Annotated in this window: 19 protein-coding genes; 13 read left to right on the top strand and 6 right to left on the bottom strand. The window is 38.5% G+C overall.

The genetic code is table 11. The annotated features are described in order from the left end of the window. The first annotated feature begins 349 nt into the window (after positions 1–349). From ACY8DT_RS06030 to ACY8DT_RS06080, 11 genes are all read left to right on the top strand, one after another. Entirely contained in the window at positions 350–1,447 is a 1,098-nt protein-coding gene (locus ACY8DT_RS06030) for an ABC transporter ATP-binding protein (protein WP_462422017.1), read from the top strand. Beyond that, positions 1,444–2,070, top strand: coding sequence for a YesL family protein (locus ACY8DT_RS06035; protein ID WP_462422018.1), 627 nt, complete (start codon positions 1,444–1,446; stop codon positions 2,068–2,070). The genes ACY8DT_RS06030 and ACY8DT_RS06035 overlap by 4 nt, the downstream gene beginning before the upstream one ends. Positions 2,071–2,187: 117 nt before the next feature. After that, complete coding sequence (locus tag ACY8DT_RS06040; RefSeq protein ID WP_462422019.1) at positions 2,188–3,558, top strand: sulfatase family protein; 1,371 nt, start codon at positions 2,188–2,190, stop codon at positions 3,556–3,558. Next, positions 3,558–4,331: a glycerophosphodiester phosphodiesterase gene (locus ACY8DT_RS06045; RefSeq protein WP_052255195.1), complete on the top strand. Its 774-nt coding sequence runs from the start codon at positions 3,558–3,560 to the stop codon at positions 4,329–4,331. The genes ACY8DT_RS06040 and ACY8DT_RS06045 overlap by 1 nt, the downstream gene beginning before the upstream one ends. A gap of 88 nt (positions 4,332–4,419) precedes the next feature. After that, entirely contained in the window at positions 4,420–5,697 is a 1,278-nt protein-coding gene (locus ACY8DT_RS06050) for an ABC transporter substrate-binding protein (protein ID WP_462422020.1), read from the top strand. 51 nt (positions 5,698–5,748) lie between these two features. Beyond that, positions 5,749–6,693, top strand: a complete 945-nt coding sequence (locus ACY8DT_RS06055) for a carbohydrate ABC transporter permease (protein WP_462422021.1) — start codon at positions 5,749–5,751, stop codon at positions 6,691–6,693. Beyond that, on the top strand, positions 6,694–7,524 hold the full coding sequence (locus tag ACY8DT_RS06060; protein ID WP_462422022.1) for a carbohydrate ABC transporter permease: 831 nt from the start codon (positions 6,694–6,696) through the stop codon (positions 7,522–7,524). 22 nt (positions 7,525–7,546) lie between these two features. After that, the gene (locus tag ACY8DT_RS06065) at positions 7,547–8,821 is read left to right on the top strand and encodes a glycoside hydrolase family 125 protein (protein WP_462422023.1); all 1,275 of its coding nucleotides are present in this window, start codon (positions 7,547–7,549) and stop codon (positions 8,819–8,821) included. An 11-nt stretch (positions 8,822–8,832) separates the two neighbouring features. Continuing rightward, complete coding sequence (locus ACY8DT_RS06070; protein WP_462422024.1) at positions 8,833–11,925, top strand: alpha-mannosidase; 3,093 nt, start codon at positions 8,833–8,835, stop codon at positions 11,923–11,925. A 46-nt stretch (positions 11,926–11,971) separates the two neighbouring features. Continuing rightward, complete coding sequence (locus tag ACY8DT_RS06075; RefSeq protein WP_231634364.1) at positions 11,972–12,787, top strand: metallophosphoesterase family protein; 816 nt, start codon at positions 11,972–11,974, stop codon at positions 12,785–12,787. Between the two features lie 2 nt (positions 12,788–12,789). Next, complete coding sequence (locus ACY8DT_RS06080; protein ID WP_462422025.1) at positions 12,790–14,139, top strand: MATE family efflux transporter; 1,350 nt, start codon at positions 12,790–12,792, stop codon at positions 14,137–14,139. 512 nt (positions 14,140–14,651) lie between these two features. On the opposite strand, the gene ACY8DT_RS06085 is transcribed toward ACY8DT_RS06080, so the two are convergent. The 3 genes from ACY8DT_RS06085 to ACY8DT_RS06095 all read right to left on the bottom strand — a co-directional run bounded on the left by ACY8DT_RS06085 (position 14,652) and on the right by ACY8DT_RS06095 (position 16,816). Next, positions 14,652–15,446, bottom strand: coding sequence for an IclR family transcriptional regulator domain-containing protein (locus ACY8DT_RS06085; protein ID WP_462422026.1), 795 nt, complete (start codon positions 15,444–15,446; stop codon positions 14,652–14,654). Between the two features lie 75 nt (positions 15,447–15,521). Next, the gene (locus tag ACY8DT_RS06090) at positions 15,522–15,671 is read right to left on the bottom strand and encodes a hypothetical protein (RefSeq protein ID WP_462422027.1); all 150 of its coding nucleotides are present in this window, start codon (positions 15,669–15,671) and stop codon (positions 15,522–15,524) included. Positions 15,672–15,802: 131 nt separating this feature from the next. Then, positions 15,803–16,816, bottom strand: coding sequence for a LacI family DNA-binding transcriptional regulator (locus ACY8DT_RS06095; RefSeq protein WP_462422229.1), 1,014 nt, complete (start codon positions 16,814–16,816; stop codon positions 15,803–15,805). Positions 16,817–17,006: 190 nt separating this feature from the next. Here ACY8DT_RS06095 and purB point away from each other — a divergent pair, with 190 nt between their 5' ends. Continuing rightward, positions 17,007–18,356, top strand: coding sequence for an adenylosuccinate lyase (gene purB / locus ACY8DT_RS06100; protein ID WP_462422028.1), 1,350 nt, complete (start codon positions 17,007–17,009; stop codon positions 18,354–18,356). A 28-nt stretch (positions 18,357–18,384) separates the two neighbouring features. Then, a complete protein-coding gene (locus tag ACY8DT_RS06105) occupies positions 18,385–19,662 on the top strand; it encodes an SLC13 family permease (RefSeq protein WP_462422029.1) in 1,278 nt (425 codons plus the stop codon). Between the two features lie 192 nt (positions 19,663–19,854). On the opposite strand, the gene ACY8DT_RS06110 is transcribed toward ACY8DT_RS06105, so the two are convergent. The 3 genes from ACY8DT_RS06110 to ACY8DT_RS06120 are packed head-to-tail and all read right to left on the bottom strand — an operon-like array spanning position 19,855 to position 24,881. Beyond that, a complete protein-coding gene (locus ACY8DT_RS06110) occupies positions 19,855–21,153 on the bottom strand; it encodes a purine-cytosine permease family protein (protein ID WP_462422030.1) in 1,299 nt (432 codons plus the stop codon). A 28-nt stretch (positions 21,154–21,181) separates the two neighbouring features. Next, positions 21,182–22,852, bottom strand: coding sequence for a hydantoinase B/oxoprolinase family protein (locus ACY8DT_RS06115; protein ID WP_462422031.1), 1,671 nt, complete (start codon positions 22,850–22,852; stop codon positions 21,182–21,184). A gap of 1 nt (position 22,853) precedes the next feature. Then, positions 22,854–24,881: a hydantoinase/oxoprolinase family protein gene (locus ACY8DT_RS06120; protein WP_462422032.1), complete on the bottom strand. Its 2,028-nt coding sequence runs from the start codon at positions 24,879–24,881 to the stop codon at positions 22,854–22,856. Positions 24,882–24,884: the final 3 nt, after the last annotated feature.

Below are 24,884 nucleotides of genomic sequence, written 5' to 3' on the forward strand. Positions count from 1 at the left end.
CACAGAAAATATGCTTTCCTTCTAAAGACAGTTTGGCAGAGGCGCAGTCTCTATCAACTTTCCTACTTTTAAAATTAACTATTATGAAGATGATTTCACATTAACAATATTGAAATAATCTCCTAAACTTTTAAACACTTCATCAACATGTCCTAACCGCGGAAACCTCCTTATGCATAGCTTGATTAAATAATTCACCAACCCGTAATGCGTTAAATTTGTAAAATATATGATTTTCTTTTTAACAATAATTTACCTTGAATTAACCATGGTCTTCGACTTATTTCTTATACTTACATTGTCGAAAAATAAATCAACACCCTATCCAAATCATAAAAGGAGTACAGATATGCCAGAAGTATTACTAGAAAACATTGTTAAAAAATACGATTCTGATCACGTTGCAGTGAACGATTTTAATCTCGAAATTAACGACAGGGAATTCATCGTTTTTGTTGGTCCTTCCGGATGTGGAAAATCCACCACTTTGAGAATGATTGCCGGACTTGAAGGAATTACAAGCGGCAATGTAAGTATTGATGGAGAAGTGATAAATGATGTTCCACCTAAAGACAGAGATATCGCAATGGTTTTCCAAAACTACGCTCTTTACCCTCATATGTCCGTATTCGACAACATGGCTTTCAGTCTGAAGCTCAAAAGAATCAACAAAAAAGAAATTAAATCAAGAGTTGAAAATGCAGCTGATATTCTGGGACTCACAACTTTTCTTTCAAGAAAACCAAAAGAATTATCCGGTGGGCAGAGACAAAGAGTTGCTCTGGGGAGAGCAATCGTCCGGGATGCAAAAGTTTTTTTAATGGATGAGCCACTTTCAAACTTAGATGCAAAATTACGTGTACAGATGCGGGCTGAAATTCAAAAGCTTCATCACAGACTGGGAACAACCTCTATTTATGTCACTCATGATCAGACCGAAGCGATGACAATGGCCACAAGATTAGTAGTTATGAAAGACGGGGTGGTTCAGCAGGTTGGAAAACCAAAAGATGTCTATGATAAACCTCAAAACAAGTTTGTTGCCAGTTTTATCGGCTCGCCGGCCATGAATTTTTTAACAGGACAAATTAAAAACGGCCATTTCATAATTGATGATTTGGAAATACCAATACCTGATGACATTTATGAAGTATTAAAAAGAAAATCTTACGAAGATAAAAAAATCACTTTAGGTATTAGACCGGAAAGCGTTACATATTTAGGGACACATACAGAAAAAACAAATCGGAATGCTATCCCTGCTGCTGTCGGTGTAAGTGAACTGATGGGAGCAGACACACTCCTGTACTTAGACATAAATCAACAAAGTATTACATGTCGTATCAATGATTCAATCGAAATAGGATTCGGTTCCCAAGTACACGTTCAGTTTGATATGTCAAAAGCGCATTTCTTCGATATCGAGAGTGAGGAAGTAATTCAGTGAAAACACGCAATATTTATAATGTGCTGTATACAGTGACTGATTGGATGGTCAAACTTGGCTACCTGAATATTTTATGGGCTTCTTTCACTATTTTAGGTTTAGGTGTTTTCGGATTATTTCCTGCCAGTTTTTCAGTATATGCCATTGTAAGGAAATGGTTAGATGGTGAAAGGAATATCAATTTGTTTAAAACTTTCAAGACTCACTATTTTAAAGAATTTTTTATAACAAACTTACTCGGAGTTATCACATCCATTTTAATCACTCTCTTTGCTTTAAACATAGTTTTTTATACAGGGTTCGAACATAAAGTCTCAGATATTCTAATGAGCTTATTTGGGGCGCTGCTGATCATTACCATTACTTTGGCACTGTATCTTCTACCGCTTTTTGCATCGATTCGACTGAAGTTCTTTGATTATTTTAAAGCAGCGACTTATATAATTATCACACATCCGGTTCAAGCGCTGGCTTTACTCGTTTTCACACCTGTATATGGAATGATTTTGCTTACTTTACCGTTTTTAATACCATTTTTCAGTGTCAGTATTTTTGCTGTTATTTCTACATGGATCGTTCGAAATTCATTTACACCTTTAATAAGAAAAATCAGCCATCAGTAAAGAGTTTGTGTAGAGTGCCTTACCATCTTGAATCATCTTATAAAGATTACCTGGTATATTCTAATTTCAAAAATGCAATTGCATCATATAGATGCAAATACGTAAAGGAGCAAAAAAATGGTTAACGTTCTTTTTATATTAACTGATCAACTTCGCGCTGATTGTCTCGGTGCTTTCGGTAATACAGATATTGACTCAAAAAATATAGATTCAATCGCTGAGGACGGTGTCAGATTTACAAACAGCTTTTGCACTTCACCGGTGTGTACTCCCTCAAGATATTCCATTTTAACAAGTATGTACCCACATCAGCATCAGGGTTATACGAATGATTCCAGCATCCCTTATACATACATGACTTTCCCTGAAATTTTGAAATCTCATGGCTATGACACTGAAGTGATTGGCAAGATGCATACCAATCCTTCTGATTTAAATGTGGGATACACAAAAGTGACGCTGGCCGAACAGACAGAACCCGGCCGCTACGAAGATGACTACCATAAAGTACTTCAATCAAAAGGTTTAACAGACCGTATCGATGAATATGATCAAGTACTTAAAATTCGTGAACGTGCACCTGAATCTTATTGGAACTCATTTGGTGCCATGGAGTCCACTTTGAGTGAACAAGATCATTCCACCAATTGGATTGGAGATCAGGCAATAGATGCCGTCCGGCAATGGAAGGGAGACAAAAACTTGTTAACTTTGAGTTTTATAAAGCCACATCACCCTTTCGATCCGCCCTACCCCTGGTCCACCATGTACAATCCTGAAAAGCTTCAGCTTTTGCCAGGGTGGATTGAGACGCCCATGGATCGTGACCTTGATTATCATGAAGGCTACTTTCCACACGATTTACTCACTGTAGATAAATTAAAGCAGGTGATGGCGTATTACTACGCAAATATCAGCTTTATAGACTACAAGATCGGGCAGATTATAGGCATCTTAAAAGAAAAAAATTTATATGATGATACATTAATCGTTTTCTCAAGCGATCACGGTGAATTTATGGGTCATCACCATATGCTGCTAAAAAGCAACCACATGTATGACCCGATTGTAAAAGTCCCTTTAATCATAAAATATCCAATATCTTATAACCGGCTTGGCACTTCAGATGAACTTGCCAATAACATCGATATCGGACCAACAATATTAGAGATTGCAGGTATTGACAAACATCGTGATATGGCCGGCAACAGCTTACTGTCCAAAAGTGACAGGGAGTTCGTCATTACAGAGGATAACCGTGGATCGGCTTATATGATCCGTTCAAAAAGATATAAGCTGCTGAGTTACAACACAGAAGATGAGTCATTATTTTTTGACTTGGAAACCGATCCCTATGAATTTGAAAATTTATATTTTGATGAATCATATAAAGACACAGTGGTCTATTTTGAAAAAGTTTTAGCAAGATTTGTATTATTCGACCACCCTGCTCCAATCTATCAACCACCCAATAAGGAGAAAATATAATGACTACCTTCCCAAAAATCTATGATGATGTAAACAAACCATTCATTGAAGCACACCGTGGTGCGGTGAGGCTCGCACCTGAAAACACAATTGCTTCATTTAATAAGGTTCTGGAAGAAACTGATGCCAGATTAATAGAAATTGACGTGCAATTAACTAAAGACAAAGAAGTCGTTGTGATTCATGACTCAAAAGTCGACAGAACCACCAATGGCACAGGAGACGTTGAAAATATGACTCTGGCTGAAATTAAAAGGTTGGATGCAGGCAGCTGGTTCAGTAAAGAGTTCACCGGTGAAAAAGTACCAACTTTGGAGGAAGCTCTCGCATGGTCTAAAAATAAAATATGGCTGAGCATCGAATTGAAAAATATCACTGAAAATAAGAAGGAACTGGTTAAAAAAACTGTAGAAAATATCCTTGCTTTTGGAGTCGAAGATCAAGTACAGATCATTTCATTCAACCACAGAATGTTGGAACTCGTTAAAAAGTATTCTTCTGACATTAAAACAAGTGCCATTACACCTTGTGCCATCGTAAATCCACCGGTTTATCTGAAGAGTTTCAATTGCCAGGTACTTAACGGGCCGGGCGAATATTTAACCAAAGAATTAGTTCAGGATCTACACGACTCAGGTCTGCTTGTAAACGGCGGCATGGTCAATGACCTGGAAACCTGGGATCGTCTTAAGTCTTTGAATGTTGATCTGATGTGCACAAATATACCGGAAGAAATTTCCGAACACGAGAGACAAAAATATATATCTATTTAAGGAGGTGATTCGTAAACCCAGAGTGAGCTACATACAGTCATTCGCTGTCTCATAAGTTTTTCCGAAAAAAATTGAAAGGTGATCATTTGTGAAAAAAAATCTTTTATTATACTTATCAATACTAACAATGTCCGTTATTTTAGTTGCGTGTGGAAGTTCAGGAGAAGCTAGCAGCAATGAAGAAAGCGAATCGAACGGCCCGGTAGAACTAACAATGTGGTACTGGGGGGATGAAAGTGAAGAAATTGAACAAAAGGTGAATGAACAATTTGAAAATATAGAATTTCAGGTCCAAAAACAACCATCCGGAGAGGATTATAAAACCCGGCTTCAGACGACACTTGCAGGCGGGGGTGAAGGACCGGACATCGTAGCCATGGATAGCTGGATTACAGATTTTCTTCCAAATCATGATATGTTTTTAAATTTGAATGATTATGGTGCTGAAGAACTTGGTGATACTTATCTGGATTGGAAAATTGAAATGGCCACAACCGAAACAGAAGATGGAGAAGAAAAATTAATCGCCCTTCCAATCGATGTGGGTCCTGTAGGATTATTCTACCGGGCAGATCTATTTGAAGAAGCCGGTTTACCAAGTGAACCTGATGAGGTTGCAGCAGAATTGCAGGATTGGGAAGATTATTTGGAAGCTTCAAGAATTCTAGCTGAAGAAACTGGTGCGAAGATGTATACGGCAGATGAACTTTATAGAAATATTACCGGGCAGACTGAAGAGCTGTACTTCAACGAAGATGGAGTGTTCATCGCTGACCAGCCTCACATCAAAAATGCATTCGACACCGCTGTACAAGCATACCAGGAAGACATTACCATCGTCAGCGAATCAGGCAGTGAGAAACGTGCAATGATGAATACCAGTGATGTTGGATCATTAATTCATGCGACTTGGTTTACAGGTGATGTTGTCGATTCGGCTGCTGACCATGCCGGCAAGTGGAGAGTTGCATTCCCGCCGGGCGGTGGCGGCAACCAGGGTGGTTCATTCCTTGGAGTTTTAGAATCTACAGAACATCCAGAAGAAGCCTATGAGGTCATCGAGTGGGTTTTGAATCCGGAAAATCAGCTGGAAAGTCAGGTCAACCATGGATTATTCCCTTCGACACCTGAAGTTTACGACGCACCGGAAATGCAGGAAGAAGTTGATTTCTTTGGTGATCAGGTGATTAACGAAGTGTTTGCACAATCTGCTGAAGATGTAAATATCGTCCACAGAACTGAAGATGACACATTCGTGGAAGCTTCCATACTCGAGCAGTTACAACTTGTTATCAACGAAAACAAAGATTCTGAAGAAGCATGGAACGATGCTATAGATCGCGCCAAATCACAGTTAAACAGATAAATACATTGGCTCTTCGTTCACACGAAGGGCCAAATTTTAAGGAGGATCGCAATGAAATTTGGACATATTGGTACCGAAAATGAACAGACTTTCGGTCACAAGAGCACATCTGCCATAAAAGATATCATCAAGGACAGAACTTTATATTTGTTTATCTCGCCATTCTATTTAACTTTCCTTGTTTTCGGACTGTTTCCAATCATATTTTCAATTTACCTTTCATTACATAGTTGGGACGGCATCGGAGAAATGACATTTGTGGGTCTTGATAACTTCGCATATCTCTTTGAAGACAGTGTGTTTTGGGGTGCTATCGGTAATACATTCATTATCTGGATAATGTCAGTGATTCCGAGTATTGTATTTGGTCTTATTGTTGCGAACCTGATAAACAGCCCTATCACAAAATTTAAAGATTTTTTTAAAGTTGCATACTTTTTACCTAACGTAACTGCAACAGTGGCTGTAGCGATTATATTTTCATCCGTATTCTCAACGAATTATGGTGTTGCAAACTTTTTCCTTGAAACGATTGGTTTGGACCGCGTGCCATGGTTAACAAACTCCCTGGGCATTAAAGTTGTCATTGCACTTATGGTGATATGGGCGAGTGTCGGTTACAACACAATATTATATCTTGCCGGTTTGCAAAGGATACCAAAAGAATTATATGAAGCTGCTGCTATGGATGGTGCAAACTCTTTTCAAGTATTCACTAAGATTACATTACCTTTAATGAGACCCATCATTCTCTTTACGGTCATCATGTCTACAATCAGTGGTCTACAAGTATTTACCGAACCGCAGGTGCTGGCAGAAGGCAGGCCGATCCAAGGTTCTATGACCATTGTACTTTACCTTTATGAACAGGCATTCAGTTTCAATTCATTCGGCTATGGCGCCGCACTTTCATGGGTTCTGTTCTTTATAATTTTAGCTGTTTCAATTATCAACTGGAAAATATTCAATAAAAAGAATAAAGGAGGAAGAATTTAAATGGTACGTGCGTTCTCTCTTAAAGGCATTATACTGCATGCACTCCTGATCTTCGGTCTGCTGCTTTCTCTATTTCCCTTTTTCTGGATGATTGTCATGGCGACGAATGATACGAGTGCAGTCTATACTGTTCCTCCGACCTTCACCTTTGGCTCAGAACTGATGAATAACATCAGTGAAGTATTCGCAAGTACGAACTTCCTGAATTCATTTAAGAATACAGTTTTTGTAACTGTTGTCGCAACATTTTTCAAACTGTTTTTTGCTTCATTAGCAGGATTCGTTTTTGCAAAATACGATTTTAGAGGTAAGAATTTTCTATTCTTCTTCCTGCTTGCAACCATGATGATTCCTTCTCAGCTTTCATTGGTACCTAATTTCATTGTTATGGACACTCTCGGATGGCTGGGTGATTTCAAAGCATTGATAATTCCAGATCTTGCAAGTGCATTTGGTATCTTCCTCATTCGTCAATACAGTGAAGAAGCGATTCACAATGATTTGATGGATGCAGGTGTGATGGATGGCTGTAATAATTTCAGATTATATTGGCATATTGCACTGCCGATTATGAGGCCCATGCTCGCCTTTTTTGGAATGGTGACTTTCATGGGGGTGTGGCAGGATTATTTATGGCCATTAATCGTCATGACCAATCCTGAGAAATACACATTGATGATTGAACTTGCACAACTTAAATCCTTATATTCCATTGATTATGCACTTGTGATGACCGGATCATTACTTGCGACATTGCCATTAATTATTGTGTTTTTGTTGTTCAGTAAACAGTTTATCGCCGGTATTGCAGACGGCGCAGTAAAAAGTTGATTATATTATGGAGGACTTTGAAATGTTATATGAAAAAACTTTAGCAGGAGCAGAAAAGATTGTCAGAGAAAATGTTGCTGATAACGATGTGATAGATATGTTTCTTCAGTGCTATAAAGATACTTTGAACAACACAACCAAGATTCTTCCGGACGACACAGTATTCATGACAACAGGGGACATCCCGGCCATGTGGCTTCGGGACTCGACTTGTCAATTACGGCCATATCTCCCTTTTATAAATGAAGACAATGATGTCCAGCAGCTCGTCAGAAGAGTAATTAAAAAACAGATAAAATCAATTTTAACAGACCCTTATGCAAATGCCTTTAATGAAACGGCAAACAACAACAAATGGGACGATGATCTCCCGCCCCAAAAACCTGAAGTATGGGAACAAAAGTATGAATTGGACTCATTATGTTTCCCGATTCAGCTGGCACATCAATACTGGAAGTACACAAAGGATACAAGTATTTTTGATGATGATTTCAAGAAGGCGATCTCCACCATCATCGGTCTTTGGAAAGTTGAGCAGCATCATAAAGAATTTTCAAAATATACATTCGAAAGACCCAGCAGAAATGGTCTCATGCTCAGAAATAACGGTCAAGGCACTGCAGTCGGTTACACAGGAATGACGTGGTCCGGTTTTCGGCCGAGTGACAGTGCATGTACATACCATTACTCTATTCCAAGTAATTACTTTGCGGTCCGTGCGTCAGAAATCATTTCAGAGTTTGCCAGTCAAATATTCAATGATGTAAATTTGACACTCAGTGCGATGAACTTATCCAAAGAAATTAAACTTGGCATAGATACATTCGGTGTTGTGAATTATAACGATGAACAAATTTTCGCTTATGAAGTGGACGGTCTCGGCAACCACGTCCTTATGGACGACAGCAATATGCCAAGCCTGCTGTCGTTGCCGCTATTAAATAATATTTCACCCCATAATACCATTTATAAAAGAACGCGTGATTTTATATTGAGCGATGAAAATCCTTACTACTTTAGGGGGAAGTCACTCACGGGTGTAGGGAGTGAACACACAAGAAATGATTTTGTATGGCCGCTTGCTCTCGCCGTCGAAGGATTGACAAGCACAAGCCGCAAGGAAAAATGGAAGAAAATCAAGATGATTGTAGAAAATGACGACGGAACTAAATTAGTGCATGAATCTGTAAATCCAAATGATCCGACCGATTATACAAGACCCTGGTTCTCGTGGGGGAATTCGATGTTTTGCGAACTGGTTCTAGATTATTGCGGTCAGACCGTTAAACATAAATAAGGAGAGTCAATATGTTCCTTACAACAGAAAAGATAGAGAAACGTCATAAAGAACTGTCAAAGTCAAAATTTGAAATGATTGAACCCTTAAATCACTGGTACTTTATTGAGGATAAAAATAATGCTCTTCAATCCCCTCCCGAAACCTCTTCAACATCCCCGGCTGCCGCAATCGGAGATGAGTGGTCTGGGCGCGATCAATATTTCTGGTTGATCAATAATATTAAAATACCTGAAATAAAAAACAAAAATTTGATGGTTTATTTTGATATAGGCAGAACAAATTCAGGTAACAATTCAGGATATGAATCCTTATTATTTATCAATGGCAAAGAAGTTCAGGCTCTCGACTCAAATCATCCAGTCTATTTTATACCCGAAGAGCTGCAAAACACATCAATTTCTATTGCAATAAGATTATGGAGCGGTTTGGAAGGAGGCGGACCGAAAAAAATTCAAAATCATAGACTCGAAAATACTTATCTGGGAATACATCATCAATATATTCATAAGCTTTCTACACAGATAGAAATGGCTTTAAAGTATACAAGATTATTAAATGAGAATGATTCAAAAAAATATTTTATAATCTCTATTTTAGATCGGGCAATCGGCAGTTTAAATTTGGATGAAGCACCTGAAAAACTGGATAGGAACTGTAAAATTGCTTATGATACGATGCTTTCAGAACTAAAAAAGATAGCACCGGAAAACTTTGTCAATTTAAATGCTATAGGTCACAGCCACATCGATGTCGCATGGCTCTGGGAGATAAAACATACAAAAGAAAAGATTGTAAGAACATTTACTACCGTTCTTTCTTTGATGGACCGATATCCTGAATTCGTTTATATGCAGTCACAGCCACTGCTCTATCAATTCATAAAAAATTCACATCCTGAAATCTATCAGAAAATAAAAGAAAAAATTTCATCCGGCCAGTGGGAAGTGAACAGTCCGATGTGGGTTGAAGCAGATTGCAATATACCCAGTGGAGAATCTTTAGTGAGACAAATTCTATATGGAAAACTGTTTGCCAAAGAAGAATTTGATATTGACTCTACAGTCCTCTGGCTGCCCGATGTATTCGGCTATTCCTGGGCTCTGCCCCAGATTCTGAAAAAATCAGGCATCGATACATTTGTAACTTCTAAAATCAGCTGGAACTGGTATAACCAGATGCCTCATGACACTTTTAAATGGAGGGGCATCGACGGCACAGAGATTCTAACATATCTTATTTCAACACCCGAACCACATAACTACCATGCTGATTCATTTCAAAACACTTATAACGGGGTCATTGAGCCGGAAACTGTTTTAGGTACTTATAACAAATATCAGGATAAATCATTAAATCAAAATCTCCTCATTCCTTTCGGATATGGAGACGGCGGAGGCGGGCCGACATTTGAAATGATTGAAAACATCGAGGCGTTGAATAATATTCCATCCGTTCCGAATATTAATATTGGGCCGATAGAAAAGTATTTCGATAACTTACATTCGAGTTTGAATGAGATTGATGAATATATTCATACATGGGATGGAGAATTGTACCTGGAAGCACACAGAGGCACCTATACATCTCAAAGTAAATTGAAATCTGGAAATCGTCGTTTGGAAATATTATTGCGGGAACTGGAATTGATGGCTGTGGTTAAAAATGTATTTCATAACCAGGAATATCCTGACTATAAATCGATATGGAAGAACTTCTTAATTTACCAGTTTCATGATATCTTACCCGGTTCTTCAATCAAAGAGGTAAACGATGACACGGTAAATGTATATAAAGAGATACACACACAGCTTTTAGAAACCGAGAATGATCTGATGAAAGATGTATTTTATAAAAATAAATCAACATTTTCTGTGTTCAATTCCAGCCCATGGAATTTAAAAGATTATATCTATATAGAATCGCGGGAGGACCTGTCCTTTTACAACTGCAAAAATAGGCAGTTAGATGCTGCGAAATATCGGGACGGTCATTTAGTCTGGCTGGAACATAACAATCCATTCGGCTTTGAAGTCATCTATTCAAAAAAAGAGAGTAAAAACACCCTGACAAATGGATTTATCGTTTCGCATAATCATATTGAAAATCCTCATTATATTATTGAGTGGAATCAATCCGGGCACATCACAAGGCTTTTTGATATTGAGTATAAGCGTGAGATCATCACCGATAACGGTATACAGCTAATAATCTATGAGGACAAACCGCTGATGTTCGATGCATGGGATATCGATATATTCTATCAGCAGAAATACGATATTTTAGACGCAGACGAAATTACTGTAATTCAGTTCGATTGTGCAGTTGAAATTATATTCAAGTATGAATACAACAAATCAACTATAGAGCAGAGAATGAAAATCTATACTCATTCCCGCCGTATAGATTTTGAATGTACAGTAGACTGGCACGAGAAACAAAAATTATTGAAAACTCATATTCCAACAACAATCAGATCAACCGAAGCCACTTTTGATATCCAGTTCGGCAATATTAAACGGCCGACCCACTGGAATACAACATGGGATTATGCAAAGTTCGAAAGTGTCGGACATCAATGGATCGACCTTTCTGAATATAATTATGGACTGGGACTGCTTAATGACAGTAAATATGGTCACAGTGTCAAAGACCACATCATGACTTTATCTCTATTGAAAAGTCCTGTCTATCCTGACCCAGAAGCAGACGAAGGTACACATCATTTCACTTACAGCCTGTATCCCCATGATAAGGATTTTGTTCAATCTGAAATCGTTCAGGAAGCCTGGAAGTTAAACAACCCTTTTAAGGTATTCAATGGTGAAGCTGCACAGAAGGCACCGTTAATAAAAATACATGGCACCCCGGATATTCAAATCGATTCGATAAAGAAATGTGAACATTCAGATGACGTTATTATCAGAATGCATGATTTCTCCGGAGGGAGGCAAAATATATCAATATCACCAAACTTTGAGTGCTCCGGCTGGACAGAAACAAATTTACTTGAAAAAGTCATATCACATGACAACAAGGTTTTTCCAATTGAATTTATACTGGAACCTTTTGAAATAAAAACAATTCTTATAAAAAGGATGTGATTATATCATACAATTACGAAAGACAACCACCTTTAGAATATTACAGCTGACAGATTTACATTTTCATAATTATCCATTCAGCAGTGAAGATGAAAAGTCTATTGTGAACATCCATAAAACAATCCGTACTGCCAGACCAGATTTAATTGTACTGACAGGTGACATTATTTTCTCACCTGAAGTGCCTGACCCTGATCTGACAATCCAAAAAATCGCTGAAATTTTTAATCAGTACGAAATACCGATAGCACTGACATATGGTAATCATGACAGTGAAAAATACGTCTTGAGAATAGAGCTGCTTCATCTTGAAAATCATTTCAAGCATCTGGTACAGAAAAAGAACAAAATGCTGGTCAATGATAAGCTCTTCTATAATATAGAAATAAAAAATAGTAATGAGGAGTTAATCCATATCATATATTTGATAGACAGCGGTGACTATGCAAAAGAAGATAATATATTTTATGACTATATAGAACCAGAGCATGTTGCATGGTTGAACACTGTAAATCTCAAATACTCAAAAGCTGCAACGAATGTATGCTTCACACATATCCCTTTAATTGAATATGAAGAAGCAAAAGACAATATCATTAAAGGCAGGAATAATGAAGACATAAGTTCTTCAGAAATTAATTCGGGACTATTTTCAGTCATGTTAAAGCATCAAAATCTGAAAGCAGTATTTTGTGGCCATGATCACGATAATGATTTTGCAGCTGATCATTTAAACAAAATTCTAGCATATGGCAGAGTGTCCGGGTATAACTGTTATGGAGATTTACCCAGAGGGGCCCGCCTTATAGATTTAGACCAAAATAATGATATTAAAACTACTGTTATTGAGTATGACAGTTAACTATGGCTGCTAAAAATATTAACAGTCTCCAATCTATTCCTACATTCAGATATCTGTTTATACCAATACTGATTGAGCAGCTTTTTATATTACTTTTACAAAATATGGACATTGTCATGTTAAGCCAGTATTCAGACGGCAGCGTCGCAGCTGTCGGTCTAGCCAACCAGATTATTATTGTCACAACCATGATTTACGGCATTATAAATGTAGGGACCACAATTCAACTGACTCAACTTTCTTCAACATCCAACTATAAGAGCAGTTCAAAAGTGGTCTCACACTCCATATATTTGAACTTATTTTTCACCTTGACATTAACACTCTCCATCGTTATATTTGGTGATAATTTACTTGAATTAATTCAAACCCCTGAACATTTAATGCAAGAGGCACAGACTTACTTAATCATTATCGCCTTGGGATTTGTCTTCCATTCAATCATCGGACTATTCAGCAGTATATTTAAAAGCTATGCTATGGTCCGTTTGATAATGACAGTGAACGTGATCATCAACATCATGAACATAATACTGAATTACCTCGTTCTCTTTACTGGTTTTGATTTATTGGGCTCCGGCGTGTTTGGTGTCGCTGTTGCCACAAACGTGAGCAGAGCAATAGGCGCTGTAATTTTAATTTCTTATTTCATAAAACATAAAAATCAACTGGTTAAGCAATTATATTTTAATGAAATTGACTGGCCAGTTTTCAGGAACACTCTGTATCTGGGCATACCTTCTGCAGGTGAAACAATTTCATATAATCTGTCACAGCTGGTCATTACAGGCTTTATAGCAAGTCTTGGAGCTGTGATGGTCAATGCGAAAATATATTCTCAATTGATTACATCAGTCGTATTTCAGATCTCTATGGCAATCTCACAATCCGCACAAATTATTATAGGGAAAATGATAGGCAGAGACCTTAAAGTAGATGCATATAATTTTTCTCTTAAAATATTGATCAGGAGTACAATATTCAACTTTTTGGTCACCTTGTTGATTGCTCTTTTATCTTTTTATATCGTTCCATTTTTGACTGATAATCCTGAAATCATTAAATATACAATTACATTGGTTTTCCTCAGTGTTTTATGGGAGCCTGCAAGGAATATTAACATCTTGCTCATTTCGAGCCTGAACGTTTCCGGTGATGTGAAATTCCCTGTAACTGTGAGCATTTTGGTGATGTGGATATTTGTCGTACCCATGTCTTATATAGTGGGTATCTGGTTCGGTTATGGGTTGATCGGTATATGGATCGTCAATATCGTCGAAGAATGGCTAAGGGCCCTGATCTTGTTCATCAGATGGAAAAATGGAAGATGGCGGAACATCCATATTATATGAACTCCCTTAATAGTGATCCCGGAAAATTTATGGATACCCTTAAGTACTGCATCATAAATCATTCATAATGAAGATCAAATAGTTAAAACCCTGAAACTTAGATTGTTTCAGGGTTTTATTATCCGCATGCCAAGATGTGAGAAGAGTTCCAGCTGTTATAAATTTAAGTGAATAATATTCATAGACTGGTTCCCTATGAAATCATTGTAAATAGTTATTACTGTGCTTTATTCCAGTTTAGCAGTTAAGAGATTTCCATACACGGCTATATCAGGAGATGGTTTTATTTCTGCCCGCCAGCCAGAAAAATGTTCCTCCTATAAGAAAGCCTGCAATCGGAAAAAGTAAGCTGAACTCTGTAAGCCCTACTCCCCAGGATATGAAAAATAACCCTAAAAAAACTAATGAGATGGAGATTACGGTAGAACGTTGCATGACCTTCTCCTTTCGATATTATCATTTACACGAATTATTATTGCACTTCTATTTCACCTGGAGTTCCAAATGATTTACTATGTGATTGCAAGATTGATTTTTTCTGTGATTTTCTGCGCAGTCTTCTGTAATTCAGGGAGATATTTTTCTTTCGCTTCTTCCAAAGAACATCTACCGGAATGCGTAACACAATTTACTGCTGCTACGACATTGCCATTTATATCAAATATTGGTGCAGCCATAGAAATCAAGCCGATTTCCAGTTCATCCTTATTCACAACCCAGTTATTAATTCGGATTTGATCCAACTGCTCTCTTAATTCATTTTCTGTACTGATTGTCTTTTCAGTAAATGCATGCATTGAGCTTCTATTAAAGTACTGCTTCAATTTCCCCTCATCCAGATGAGATAGCAGTAATTTCCCTACTGAAGTTGCGTGGGCCGGGAGGCGGGTTCCCTTACCCAGTGTTTCATTCATTATGTTGTTTACTGTAACACGTTCAATGTAAATGATTTCCGTATCATCAAGAATCGCAATTGAAGTGGACTCATTCAATTTATATGATAATTCTTCCAAATAAGGAACCATCGAGTCCCAAATTTTCAACGAGTCTGAAAATGTATTTCCAAAAGTCATTATTTTAGGCGTAAACGAAAATTTACCATTATCAGACTTCATATATCCCATCTTTTGAAGCGTTACAAACACTCTTCTTGTAAACGGTTTTGAATGCCCTGTTATATTGGCAGATTCATTGACAGTCAAGGCTGATTTGCCGTTAAACGATTTCAGGACGCCTATCGATCTTTCTAAAGTTTTTAAATAATCGCTCGGTTTGATGTTCGACTCATCAAAACTGTTGTCTTCCATATCAGAACCTTCCTCACATTAATATTTGCCTTTAATTTAGCAGCATCAATTTTTAAATATAAGACCTCCACCTGATTATTGTGTTTTATTAATGAAGTCTTGAAGATGCTTTTCCATTTCTTCAGATGTCACTTTTACTTCATCATCTCTACTTTCATATTTTTCAGGATGCTTTCGTGCATCTTCTTCAAACCATTTCGCATCGGCTTTCCATCTTTCTTTCATATTACTTCTTCTGCGTTTACCCGGGTTTTTAACGGCTCTTTCTGTTCAACCAGCCTGACCATCACCTCACCACCTCTAGTAAAATATATCTTATATTCTTTTGAGTATCATGGAAACACTCAGATTGTATATTATTCTGGAGTATGTTCTTTAGTACTTTCTCTCAATATCAATTCTCCGCCTTCGATCATGATTCCTTCCATCTGTCTATTAGGGACTTTACTTTTAATGCTTTCAATGATTTTAAGTACAGCCACTTCCCCCATTTCATAAAGAGGCATCCTGATAGTTGTCAAAGCCGGATTTAAAGCTGTGGCAAACGAAACATCATGAACTCCGATGATCGATATATCCTCCGGGATTTTCAGTCCTCTTTCCTGCACAGCTCTCATTGCACCTAAACTGATCATGATATTGGCGGCAAAAACAGCTGTAGGTCGTTCCTCCAGATTTAGCAGATGATTCATCTGTTCATACCCGGAGTGCATCGAATAGGAACTTTTTCTGATATAGTCTGCATTTAAATTTATACCTGCATCTCTTAATCCATTTTCAAATCCATTAAAACGTTTAAGTCCTGTACCTGTTTCGAAAGGTCCGGTAATATGCGCAATTCTTTCATGACCTAATCCAATTAAATGCTCCGCAGCGATATATCCCGCTTTTTCATCATCAAGGACAACATGATTATCAATGCCCTCTACAGAACGATTAACCAGAATGAACGGTTTATTTAATTCAGTAAGTTCCAGGATATCTTTATCATCCAATTCTGAAGCGGCGATAAGCAGACCGTCAATTCTTCCTTCGACGAGATGGGAAAAATAATTCCCGCCTATCCCTTTTTGATTCTTACTGTAGACGAGGAGATTATAACCTTCTTCTGCAGCTTTATTTTCTGCACCATGAATAATACTTGAGTATACCGGATTTGAAAAATCCGGAATGATCATACCGATCATCATCGTTTCATTTCTTTTAAGATTTCTTGCGGAATGATTCGGCACATAATCAAGCTCTTCAACAGTCCGCAGGACTCTTTCCCTGGTTTCTTTTTTTATCTTGAGAGTGGCATCCTGGTTTAAAACCCGCGAAACCACCGAAGGATGTACACCCGCCTTCTTCGCCACGTCTTTGATCTTCACCAATTCCGATAACCTCCGACCACAATTTCTTTATCTTAATTATAAACGAAATAAAATACGATAGCTAAATTAAAAAGTATTTGACAAATCAAAACATTCATTTTATAGTTTAGATGGTAAAAGGAAATCGTTTTCCTTTTTTATTTTACCTAATAAGGAAAACGATTTAATTAATTTAGGAGGAATATTTATGCCGTCAAATGTTATGGATTCAGAAATTTACAGAGGGATTTTCATTTCGGAAAAAATGCGCGAAGTATTTTCAGATGAATCATTGATGCAGAAGTGGCTGGACGCATGGTCGGCGCTTGCGAAAGCCGAGGCAGACATTGGGATCATCCCCCGGGAAGCTGCTGAGAAAATATCAGAAAAAGCCAAATACGAAGTGTTCGATCCAACTCTGATACGTGAAGGGATCGTTGATACTACTCACCCGCTCATCGTACAGATACGACAGTTCACAGAAGCTGTGGGTGGGCGCGAAGGTGGCTATATCCATTGGGGTGCAACAACACAAGATATTATGGATACGGCTGTCGTACTTCAGATGAAAGAAGCACAAGAAGTGTTACTCGAACAACTTGAGAGATTTTTGGAAACTTTGTTAGCGCTTGCAGAAGAATATAAAGATACCATCATGGCCGGAAGAACCCATGGTCAACACGCCTTGCCTGTAACTCTGGGTTATAAAATAGCAATATGGGCGGATGAAATCGGCAAACATATCGAAAGATTGGAAGCAGGAAAAGAAAGGTATTTAGTCAGTTCATTCAGCGGTGCAGCCGGCACTTTGGCTTCAATCAATGAAAATGGTCTGGAAATCCAAGCGAGATACAGTGAATACCTGGGATTGAGACAACCGACAATCACGTGGCATGTTCAAAGAGATGGTTTTGCAGAATTCTCAAGCTACATAGCAATGATTGCCGGCACAATCGGCAAAATTGCCAATGAAATCATTAATCTGCAAAGGACAGAAATTGGTGAAATCGAGGAAGGTTTCAAAGATGGACAGATCGGCAGCAGTACCATGCCTCACAAAAGAAATCCGATGATTTGCGAATATGTGGTTGGCTTGACACGCGTAGTTCAAAGAAATGCTTCTCTCAGCTTTGATGCAATGATTCAAGAGCACGAAAGAGATATGACTTACTGGACTACAGAATGGTCGTACATACCTCAAATCAATATGATGACAAGCGGTGGCATCGAGCAGATGCAAGGTATACTGGATCGTTTCATCATTCATGAAGATAAAATGGCACAGAATCTGGGTCAGTTGAAAGGCTTAATCGTTTCAGAAAACCTGATGCTGAAGCTCGGTGCGCATGTCGGCAGACAGATTGCGCATGACATGGTCTATAAAGTTTCCATGCAAGCTTTTGAAGAAAACCGTCATTTAGTTGATGTGGCCTTGAAAGACGATGATATCATGTCTCATCTTTCTGCAGATGAAGTAAGAAGTTATTTAGACCCGAAAAGTTATGTTGGTCTGTGTGAAAAATTTGTAGAACGTGTTCAACAGAAATGGAAAAAGTAAATCACTTTATAATTAAGGAGATAGTTATATGTCACCAGCTATAATTACTTTACTGATACTTCTGCTTGCAGCTGTTTTATTCTTAACAGAAAAACTTCCTGTTGCTGTCACAGCATTGCTTACGACAATGCTATTATACATCACAGGTGTGATAGACGCTGCAACAGCTTTTTCAGGGTTTACAAATAATGTTGTCATATTGATTACAGGGATGTTCGTCATCGGTGCATCTCTATTTGAAACAGGCGTAGCCAAGAAAATTGGTGGTCTGATTACAAGATTTGCTAAAACCGAGAAACAATTATTATTCGCAATTATGATAATCACCGCTTCTTTATCAGCATTCCTCTCAAATACAAGTACAACAGCCGTAATGATGCCTATTGTTATTGTCATCGCAGCCAGTGCAGGATTCTCAAGTTCTAAATTTCTCATGCCTCTCGCTTATGCTTCAGCTTTTGGGGGTATGATTACACTCGTTGGCACAAACGGTAACTTGGCAGTGCAAGGTGTAATGGAAAACCAGGGGATTGAAGGCTTTGGATTCTTTGAATTTGCTTATGTAGGTGTCCCACTTACACTGATTGGTATTATTTATATGATGACTATCGGTCGTAAACTTGTACCAGACAGACTGGATGAGCAAGGTGCTGTAATGGGAGACATATCAATAGAAGAAGAAACGAATCCAAACCATACTCCAATTAAACAAATCATCTCAGTTTCTGTTTTGGCACTTGCCGTCATATTTATGGTGTTTGAAGCTCAAATAGGCATCCCGCTTCATGTCGTTTCAATAATGGGAGCCTTGATCATCGTTATTACAAGAACAATGACAGAAAAACAAGCATATAAATCATTGGATTTATCCACCATTATTCTTGTAGCAGCGATGATGCCGCTTGCGACTGCTCTGGATGAGACAGGTGCAGCTGTCATGATTGCAGACTTTGTCCTTGGCTTGATTGGAGAAAGTGGTGGACCATATGTGATTACAGCTGTACTCTTTATCGTGACAGCACTTCTTACATCCATCATGTCCAATACAGCCGCAGCAGCACTAATGGCCCCAATTGGTTTGGTACTCGCAGTGAGCCTCGGCGCTGATCCGAAAGCCATATTGATGACAGTCTGTGTAGCAGCAAACGCAGCATATGCTTCACCGGTAGGAACACCGCCAAATACCATGATTTATGGTCCCGGTAACTACAGATTCATAGATTATATAAAAAATGGCACACCAATATTAGTGATACAATTGATACTTTGTGTATTTGTAGTGCCGCTAATCTGGCCGTTCTATTAAATAAAATTGAAAAATAACTCTTCAATCAAATATTCATTCAAACAAAAAGGGTCCATTTACTATAATTTGTAGATGGCCTTCTTTGCATATGATTCATAAAAGGATCACTAAGTAAGAGTGAAAAATCCTAAGTTTGTAAATGTATGTTTACAAACTTAGGAAGTGTGCTTCATTATAAAGTTAAATTTTATCTTATTTGTTAGTTCTTTCTGCGACCGGTTGTTTCATCTTGACAGCGCTTTTTGTCAAGATATAATATACCAGGCCTGAAAGCAATAAGGATTGAAGAGCCGGAATTCCGAAAGGATATATATACTCAGTGAAATATCCGAGGGCACATCCTAATATTACCGCTATAGTCGCATTCCAATTCCAGCCCTTTTCATCTTTCCATTGCTGTTTTTTAATGAAGAAAAAATCCACAATCATTACAGCAAATATAGTAGGATACACCACAGCCATAATTACTAAAAATTCAGTGAAGTAATTCAGTATGCCCCCGACTGCTAACAGTACCCCTACAAGAGAGCCTATCAATGTCAAAATGGCTCTGCCTTTATTCGTATCAATATTAAACATATTGGCAGCCGCTAAACCAATTGAATAACTTGCTACAATTTGACTCGTCCATAAAGCTATCCAAAGAATTAAAAATCCCCAGAATGGAAACCCTAAATCCTGCATCACCAATACAATATCAGGCTCTCCCACTCCTACTGCCATAATCGCACCTGTCATAAAAAAGAGCAGGCCTATAACTACTATACCTAGAGGAATCAAAGCTTGATCTTTGATTTTTGCTCTCGAGTATCTAGTGTAGTCAGAAGCTATTAACCACTGTGCTACGTTGGCACCGAGAACTAAACTTATTGCAGCGAAAATAGTCATTGAAGGCTCAGGGTTCCAAGAAAAGAGATTTTCCCATCCTCCTGTCGAGGATAAGGCAAAATAAACTCCTGCAGCAATTAATATGATGCCAGCGGGGACTGCGATATAATCAGTCCACTTCATGGAGTTATAGCCTAATACTGCGGGGAGTGCAAAGAGTGCACCCGTTAACAATGTGAGCAATGCCCAAAGCCCAAAATTTGCTGAATAATCGATACCTAACGTAGCAGCTAATGCATTACCTGCTACAGAAGTATTTATACCGAACCAACCAACATTCAATATCACCAGTGCAAGTCCAACTACATATCGAGCCTGTATTGAGCCAAAGCTTGATCTTGCTATAACTGCAGCAGGCAGCCCTGTTTTAGCGCCCATATAACCCTGAATTGCGTTTCCAATCCATTGTATAAGTACTAATCCAATTATCAGTATGCCTAATGTCTCTAATATACTAAAACTACCAACTAAAGTGGCGCCGACCATTATTACCGGTACAGAAAACTCAAGACCCCCAAAAATTGTTGCAGGAACCATCCAATGTTGCCTGTCTGATGATGGCACTGGTGTTAAAGGCGATTGCTTAGTATTTTTATCCTCCATAAACCCATCCCCTGTTTAAATTCTGTTTTCAAAGCGTGAAATTATAATTTTCTTTGGCAAAAGTCTCGTTAATCAAGCCATCCAAAATGTCATTTCTTATTTTCTTCTCATCTCTCTCTTTGGGAGATCCAAATCCTCCGCCTCCCCCAGTCTTGACAATCACTTTATCACCCACATCCAGGCTCTTACTGTTTACTTTCAAACGCTTTTCTTTATCATCTTTAGTTATAATTTCAACTTCAGGAGCTTCACCTGATAATCCATCGAATAGCCCCCAAGCAGGTGTTTTTGCCCTTTCAAACCAAAGTGATAAGTTGGATGCTTTCGTCAACTCATATTCTCTGACAATACCTTGACCACCCTGGGTCCTTCCAGCCCCTCCGGAGTTCAGCCTGAATCCGTATTCATTTATTTTAAGAGGATACTTCGATTCCAAAACTTCAACCGGCAAATTTTTGAAGTCACCGTTGGAATTGTTGATTAACCCTGATTGTCCATCATCAGCGGAGAATGCTCCCCAACCGCCTGCTGTTGGTTCTACATAGAGAAATGTCGATTCATCTTCATTTCTTCCTGAGAAAGTGACTACCATGGAGTCCCCATAATGAGCAGCAGCTGACTCTTCTTTCAATACAGGAGAAAGTGCTTTGATTATAAGGTCAATCAATAAACCTAGTGCTGTGAAATACCAACCACAAGCTGCCGGTTCTTCTGCGCTGAATATGGACCTCTTCGGAACTTTTATGTCCATGGTTTTGAAATTCCCGCCAGTCACAGGAGAGTCGGGACCAATCATATGTTTGAATGCCACCCTGCAGGCTGAAACAGTTTGAGCCAGACCACAGTTCGTCATGCCCATCCTCTGGGGGCTCGAGCCTTCCAAATCTATAGTCAATCTTTCGTTTTCAATGACCACTCTAACCTTCACCGGCACCTCGTCATCGGTTACACCATCATTATCAAGTGTGCCTTCTGCTGTATACACACCGTCAGGAATCGCTGAAATTTGTTCTATATCAATCAATTCCGATTGTTTGAAAATATCTTTGATGGAATTCCTGAAAGTTTTTATGCCGTGCCTTTCAACAATGTCATTGACTCTCTTATTACCAGTGTTGCAAGCTGCTATCTGAGCATTCAGATCTCCCAGTGCTTGATCACTCAGTCTGCTGTTCATCGTAATCAATTTTATAACGTCCTGGATAGGTTCCCCCTTATCATAGATTTTTAATGGAGGAATCCTAAGGCCTTCTTGATAGATTTCTGTAGCATCCATAGGATATCCCGGATCTTTCGCTCCTAAGTCCAACCAGTGTGCCCGTGTGGCTGAAAAACCCACTAACTCATCTTTATAGAAAATAGGGGCAATAACCGTTATATCATTCAAATGAGTTCCGGCTAAATAAGAGTCGTTCATGATATATACATCACCGGGGTTATAATTTTCATTGCCTCCGATGATCTTCGTCGTTTCCCTGATACATACATCCAGATTTCCTAAAAAGGTCGGCAATCCTGAGGATTGGCCCAATAGTTCAGCATTTTCATTGTATATCCCGACACTACAGTCTTTCATTTCATAAATGATTGGAGAGAAAGAACTTCTGGCAAGGCTTTCATTCATTTCTTCTGCTGCTGAACTCAGTGCATTTCTTATAATTTCAGTTGTTATAGGGTTCTCAATAAATGTGCTATTCATTTTATTTCTCCTTTTCAATCAGCAGATTTTTCGTATCATCTAACTTTGCAATGAAGTTATGAGGCACAACTATTGTGGAAGTTTCAGTCTCTATTATTATAGGACCGTGCAATTCTTCATTTACCGCCAATTTTTCAAGATTGTATATCTTGGTATCTACTTGTTCATTATTCCAAAAGACTTGATTTACCTTATCAAAGTTTGAATCCTTGTCTGCTTTCTCTTCTAATTTTCCATGAGGATTTTTATCAAGTAAGCCATAAGAGACGACTCTTAAATTAACGATTTCGACTGCTCCCTCAGGATTATTATGACCGTATATATTGAGATGCATATCATGAAAGTCTTGTTCTAAATCATCGTAAAAATCTTGACTATCCGGATTTTCATCAACGGTCACGGTATACTCTTGACCAACATACCTCAAATCATATTGTTTATTATGTTTTATATTATTTGAATCAATGTTCTGGCTCTTCAACACATCTTCAGAATTTACAATCATCTGATCAAACAGGTTTTTCGTAACAGCTTCATCACTGGATCTTAAAAGTGAGACATATGTTCTCACATCATCATGCCTGATATCAGTTTGCAACATACCCCAAGCAGAGAATGTTCCCGCTGAAGCTGGGACAATTATTTTATTAATACCAAGATTTTCTGCTATGAACATTGCATGCATCGGCCCTGCCCCGCCAAACGCAACCAAAGTGAAGTCCCTGGGATCGATTCCTTTTGAAACTGTAAGTGTTCTGATGGCATCAGCCATTTTGGCATTAGCTATTTCGCATATCCCTTCTGCAGTTTCATAAACTCCCAAACCAAGCTGCTTACCGAGTTCCTCAATCGCTTTGTATGCGCCCTCAAAATCGAGTTTCATATTTCCACCCAGAAAATCTGCAGGGTCGATTCTACCGAGTACAACGTTCGCATCTGTTACTGTCGGTTCTGTTCCACCTTTGCCATAGCAAACTGGACCGGGGACTGCACCGGCACTTTGGGGTCCTACTCTTAATCCACCACCTTCTATCCAAGCAATTGAGCCACCACCGGCTCCAATGGTGTGCATATTGACCATGGGTGATAGAATAGGGAATTTTTCAATATTGACTTCTGATGTGACATCCGGCTCCCCGTCAATGATCATACTGACATCAAAGCTTGTTCCTCCCATATCAACACATATCAGGTTATCATTGGAAGTCTGTTCTCCTAATGTGACGCCCCCCATGGTTCCACCTACAGGCCCTGAGAGTAAAGTTTGGATTGGCTTATCTTTCGCCACTTCTGAAGTCATTACCCCACCATTCGATTGCATTATGAATAAGTCATTTTCTGTACCTTTTTCTTCGAGCTGATCTTCAAATTGATTCAAATAGTTTTCAACAATAGGTGCGATATATGCATTGATTAAAGTCGTACTTGTTCTTTCATACTCCCGCCACTCCCTGACTATATTGTGTGAAAGGGAGACAGACATTTTATTATTTCTCTTTTTAAGGATGTCCAATACCTTTAGTTCATTTTCAGGGTTTTTATAAGCATGGAGTAGAGCTATAGAGACTGATTCATACCCTGCATCTTCTATCTCATCTAATAATTTATTTACCTCATCCTCTGAAACTTCTTTATGTACTGTGCCATCATGAAGAACTCTTTCATCAAGTTCGAATATGTTTCTTCTTTTAACTAGTGGCTCAGGTTGCCTGTACTGAATATTATAAATTTCAGAACGATTGGCTCGTCCTATTTCATTGACATCCCTGAAACCTTTGGTGACTATCAAAGCCATGTTGGCTCCTTTTCTCTCCAGAAATGCATTCAACCCGGCAGTAGTACCGTGGACGAAGAATTCAACTTCAGAAAAGTCTTCTATCATAGTTGCAATGCCATCCAGGACCCCTTTTGATAAATTCTCCTTAACCGTAGGAACTTTAGCTGATTTATAATCTTTCTTTCTCCTGTCGTATAAAACTATGTCAGTGAACGTACCACCTATATCTGCTGATAAACTGTATCTTTTCAAAAC

The sequence above is a fragment of the Salinicoccus sp. Marseille-QA3875 genome, from assembly GCF_054950095.1.

Bases quoted from the DNA above. Each gene is read 5' to 3' on its own strand.
- ACY8DT_RS06030 (WP_462422017.1), top strand. From the start codon at position 350: ATGCCAGAAGTATTACTAGAAAACATTGTTAAAAAATACGATTCTGAT.
- ACY8DT_RS06040 (WP_462422019.1), top strand. From the start codon at position 2,188: ATGGTTAACGTTCTTTTTATATTAACTGATCAACTTCGCGCTGATTGT.
- ACY8DT_RS06045 (WP_052255195.1), top strand. From the start codon at position 3,558: ATGACTACCTTCCCAAAAATCTATGATGATGTAAACAAACCATTCATT.
- ACY8DT_RS06055 (WP_462422021.1), top strand. From the start codon at position 5,749: ATGAAATTTGGACATATTGGTACCGAAAATGAACAGACTTTCGGTCAC.
- ACY8DT_RS06060 (WP_462422022.1), top strand. From the start codon at position 6,694: ATGGTACGTGCGTTCTCTCTTAAAGGCATTATACTGCATGCACTCCTG.
- ACY8DT_RS06065 (WP_462422023.1), top strand. From the start codon at position 7,547: ATGTTATATGAAAAAACTTTAGCAGGAGCAGAAAAGATTGTCAGAGAA.
- ACY8DT_RS06070 (WP_462422024.1), top strand. From the start codon at position 8,833: ATGTTCCTTACAACAGAAAAGATAGAGAAACGTCATAAAGAACTGTCA.
- ACY8DT_RS06080 (WP_462422025.1), top strand. From the start codon at position 12,790: ATGGCTGCTAAAAATATTAACAGTCTCCAATCTATTCCTACATTCAGA.
- ACY8DT_RS06085 (WP_462422026.1), bottom strand. From the start codon at position 15,446: ATGGAAGACAACAGTTTTGATGAGTCGAACATCAAACCGAGCGATTAT.
- ACY8DT_RS06090 (WP_462422027.1), bottom strand. From the start codon at position 15,671: ATGAAAGAAAGATGGAAAGCCGATGCGAAATGGTTTGAAGAAGATGCA.
- purB (WP_462422028.1), top strand. From the start codon at position 17,007: ATGCCGTCAAATGTTATGGATTCAGAAATTTACAGAGGGATTTTCATT.
- ACY8DT_RS06105 (WP_462422029.1), top strand. From the start codon at position 18,385: ATGTCACCAGCTATAATTACTTTACTGATACTTCTGCTTGCAGCTGTT.
- ACY8DT_RS06110 (WP_462422030.1), bottom strand. From the start codon at position 21,153: ATGGAGGATAAAAATACTAAGCAATCGCCTTTAACACCAGTGCCATCA.
- ACY8DT_RS06115 (WP_462422031.1), bottom strand. From the start codon at position 22,852: ATGAATAGCACATTTATTGAGAACCCTATAACAACTGAAATTATAAGA.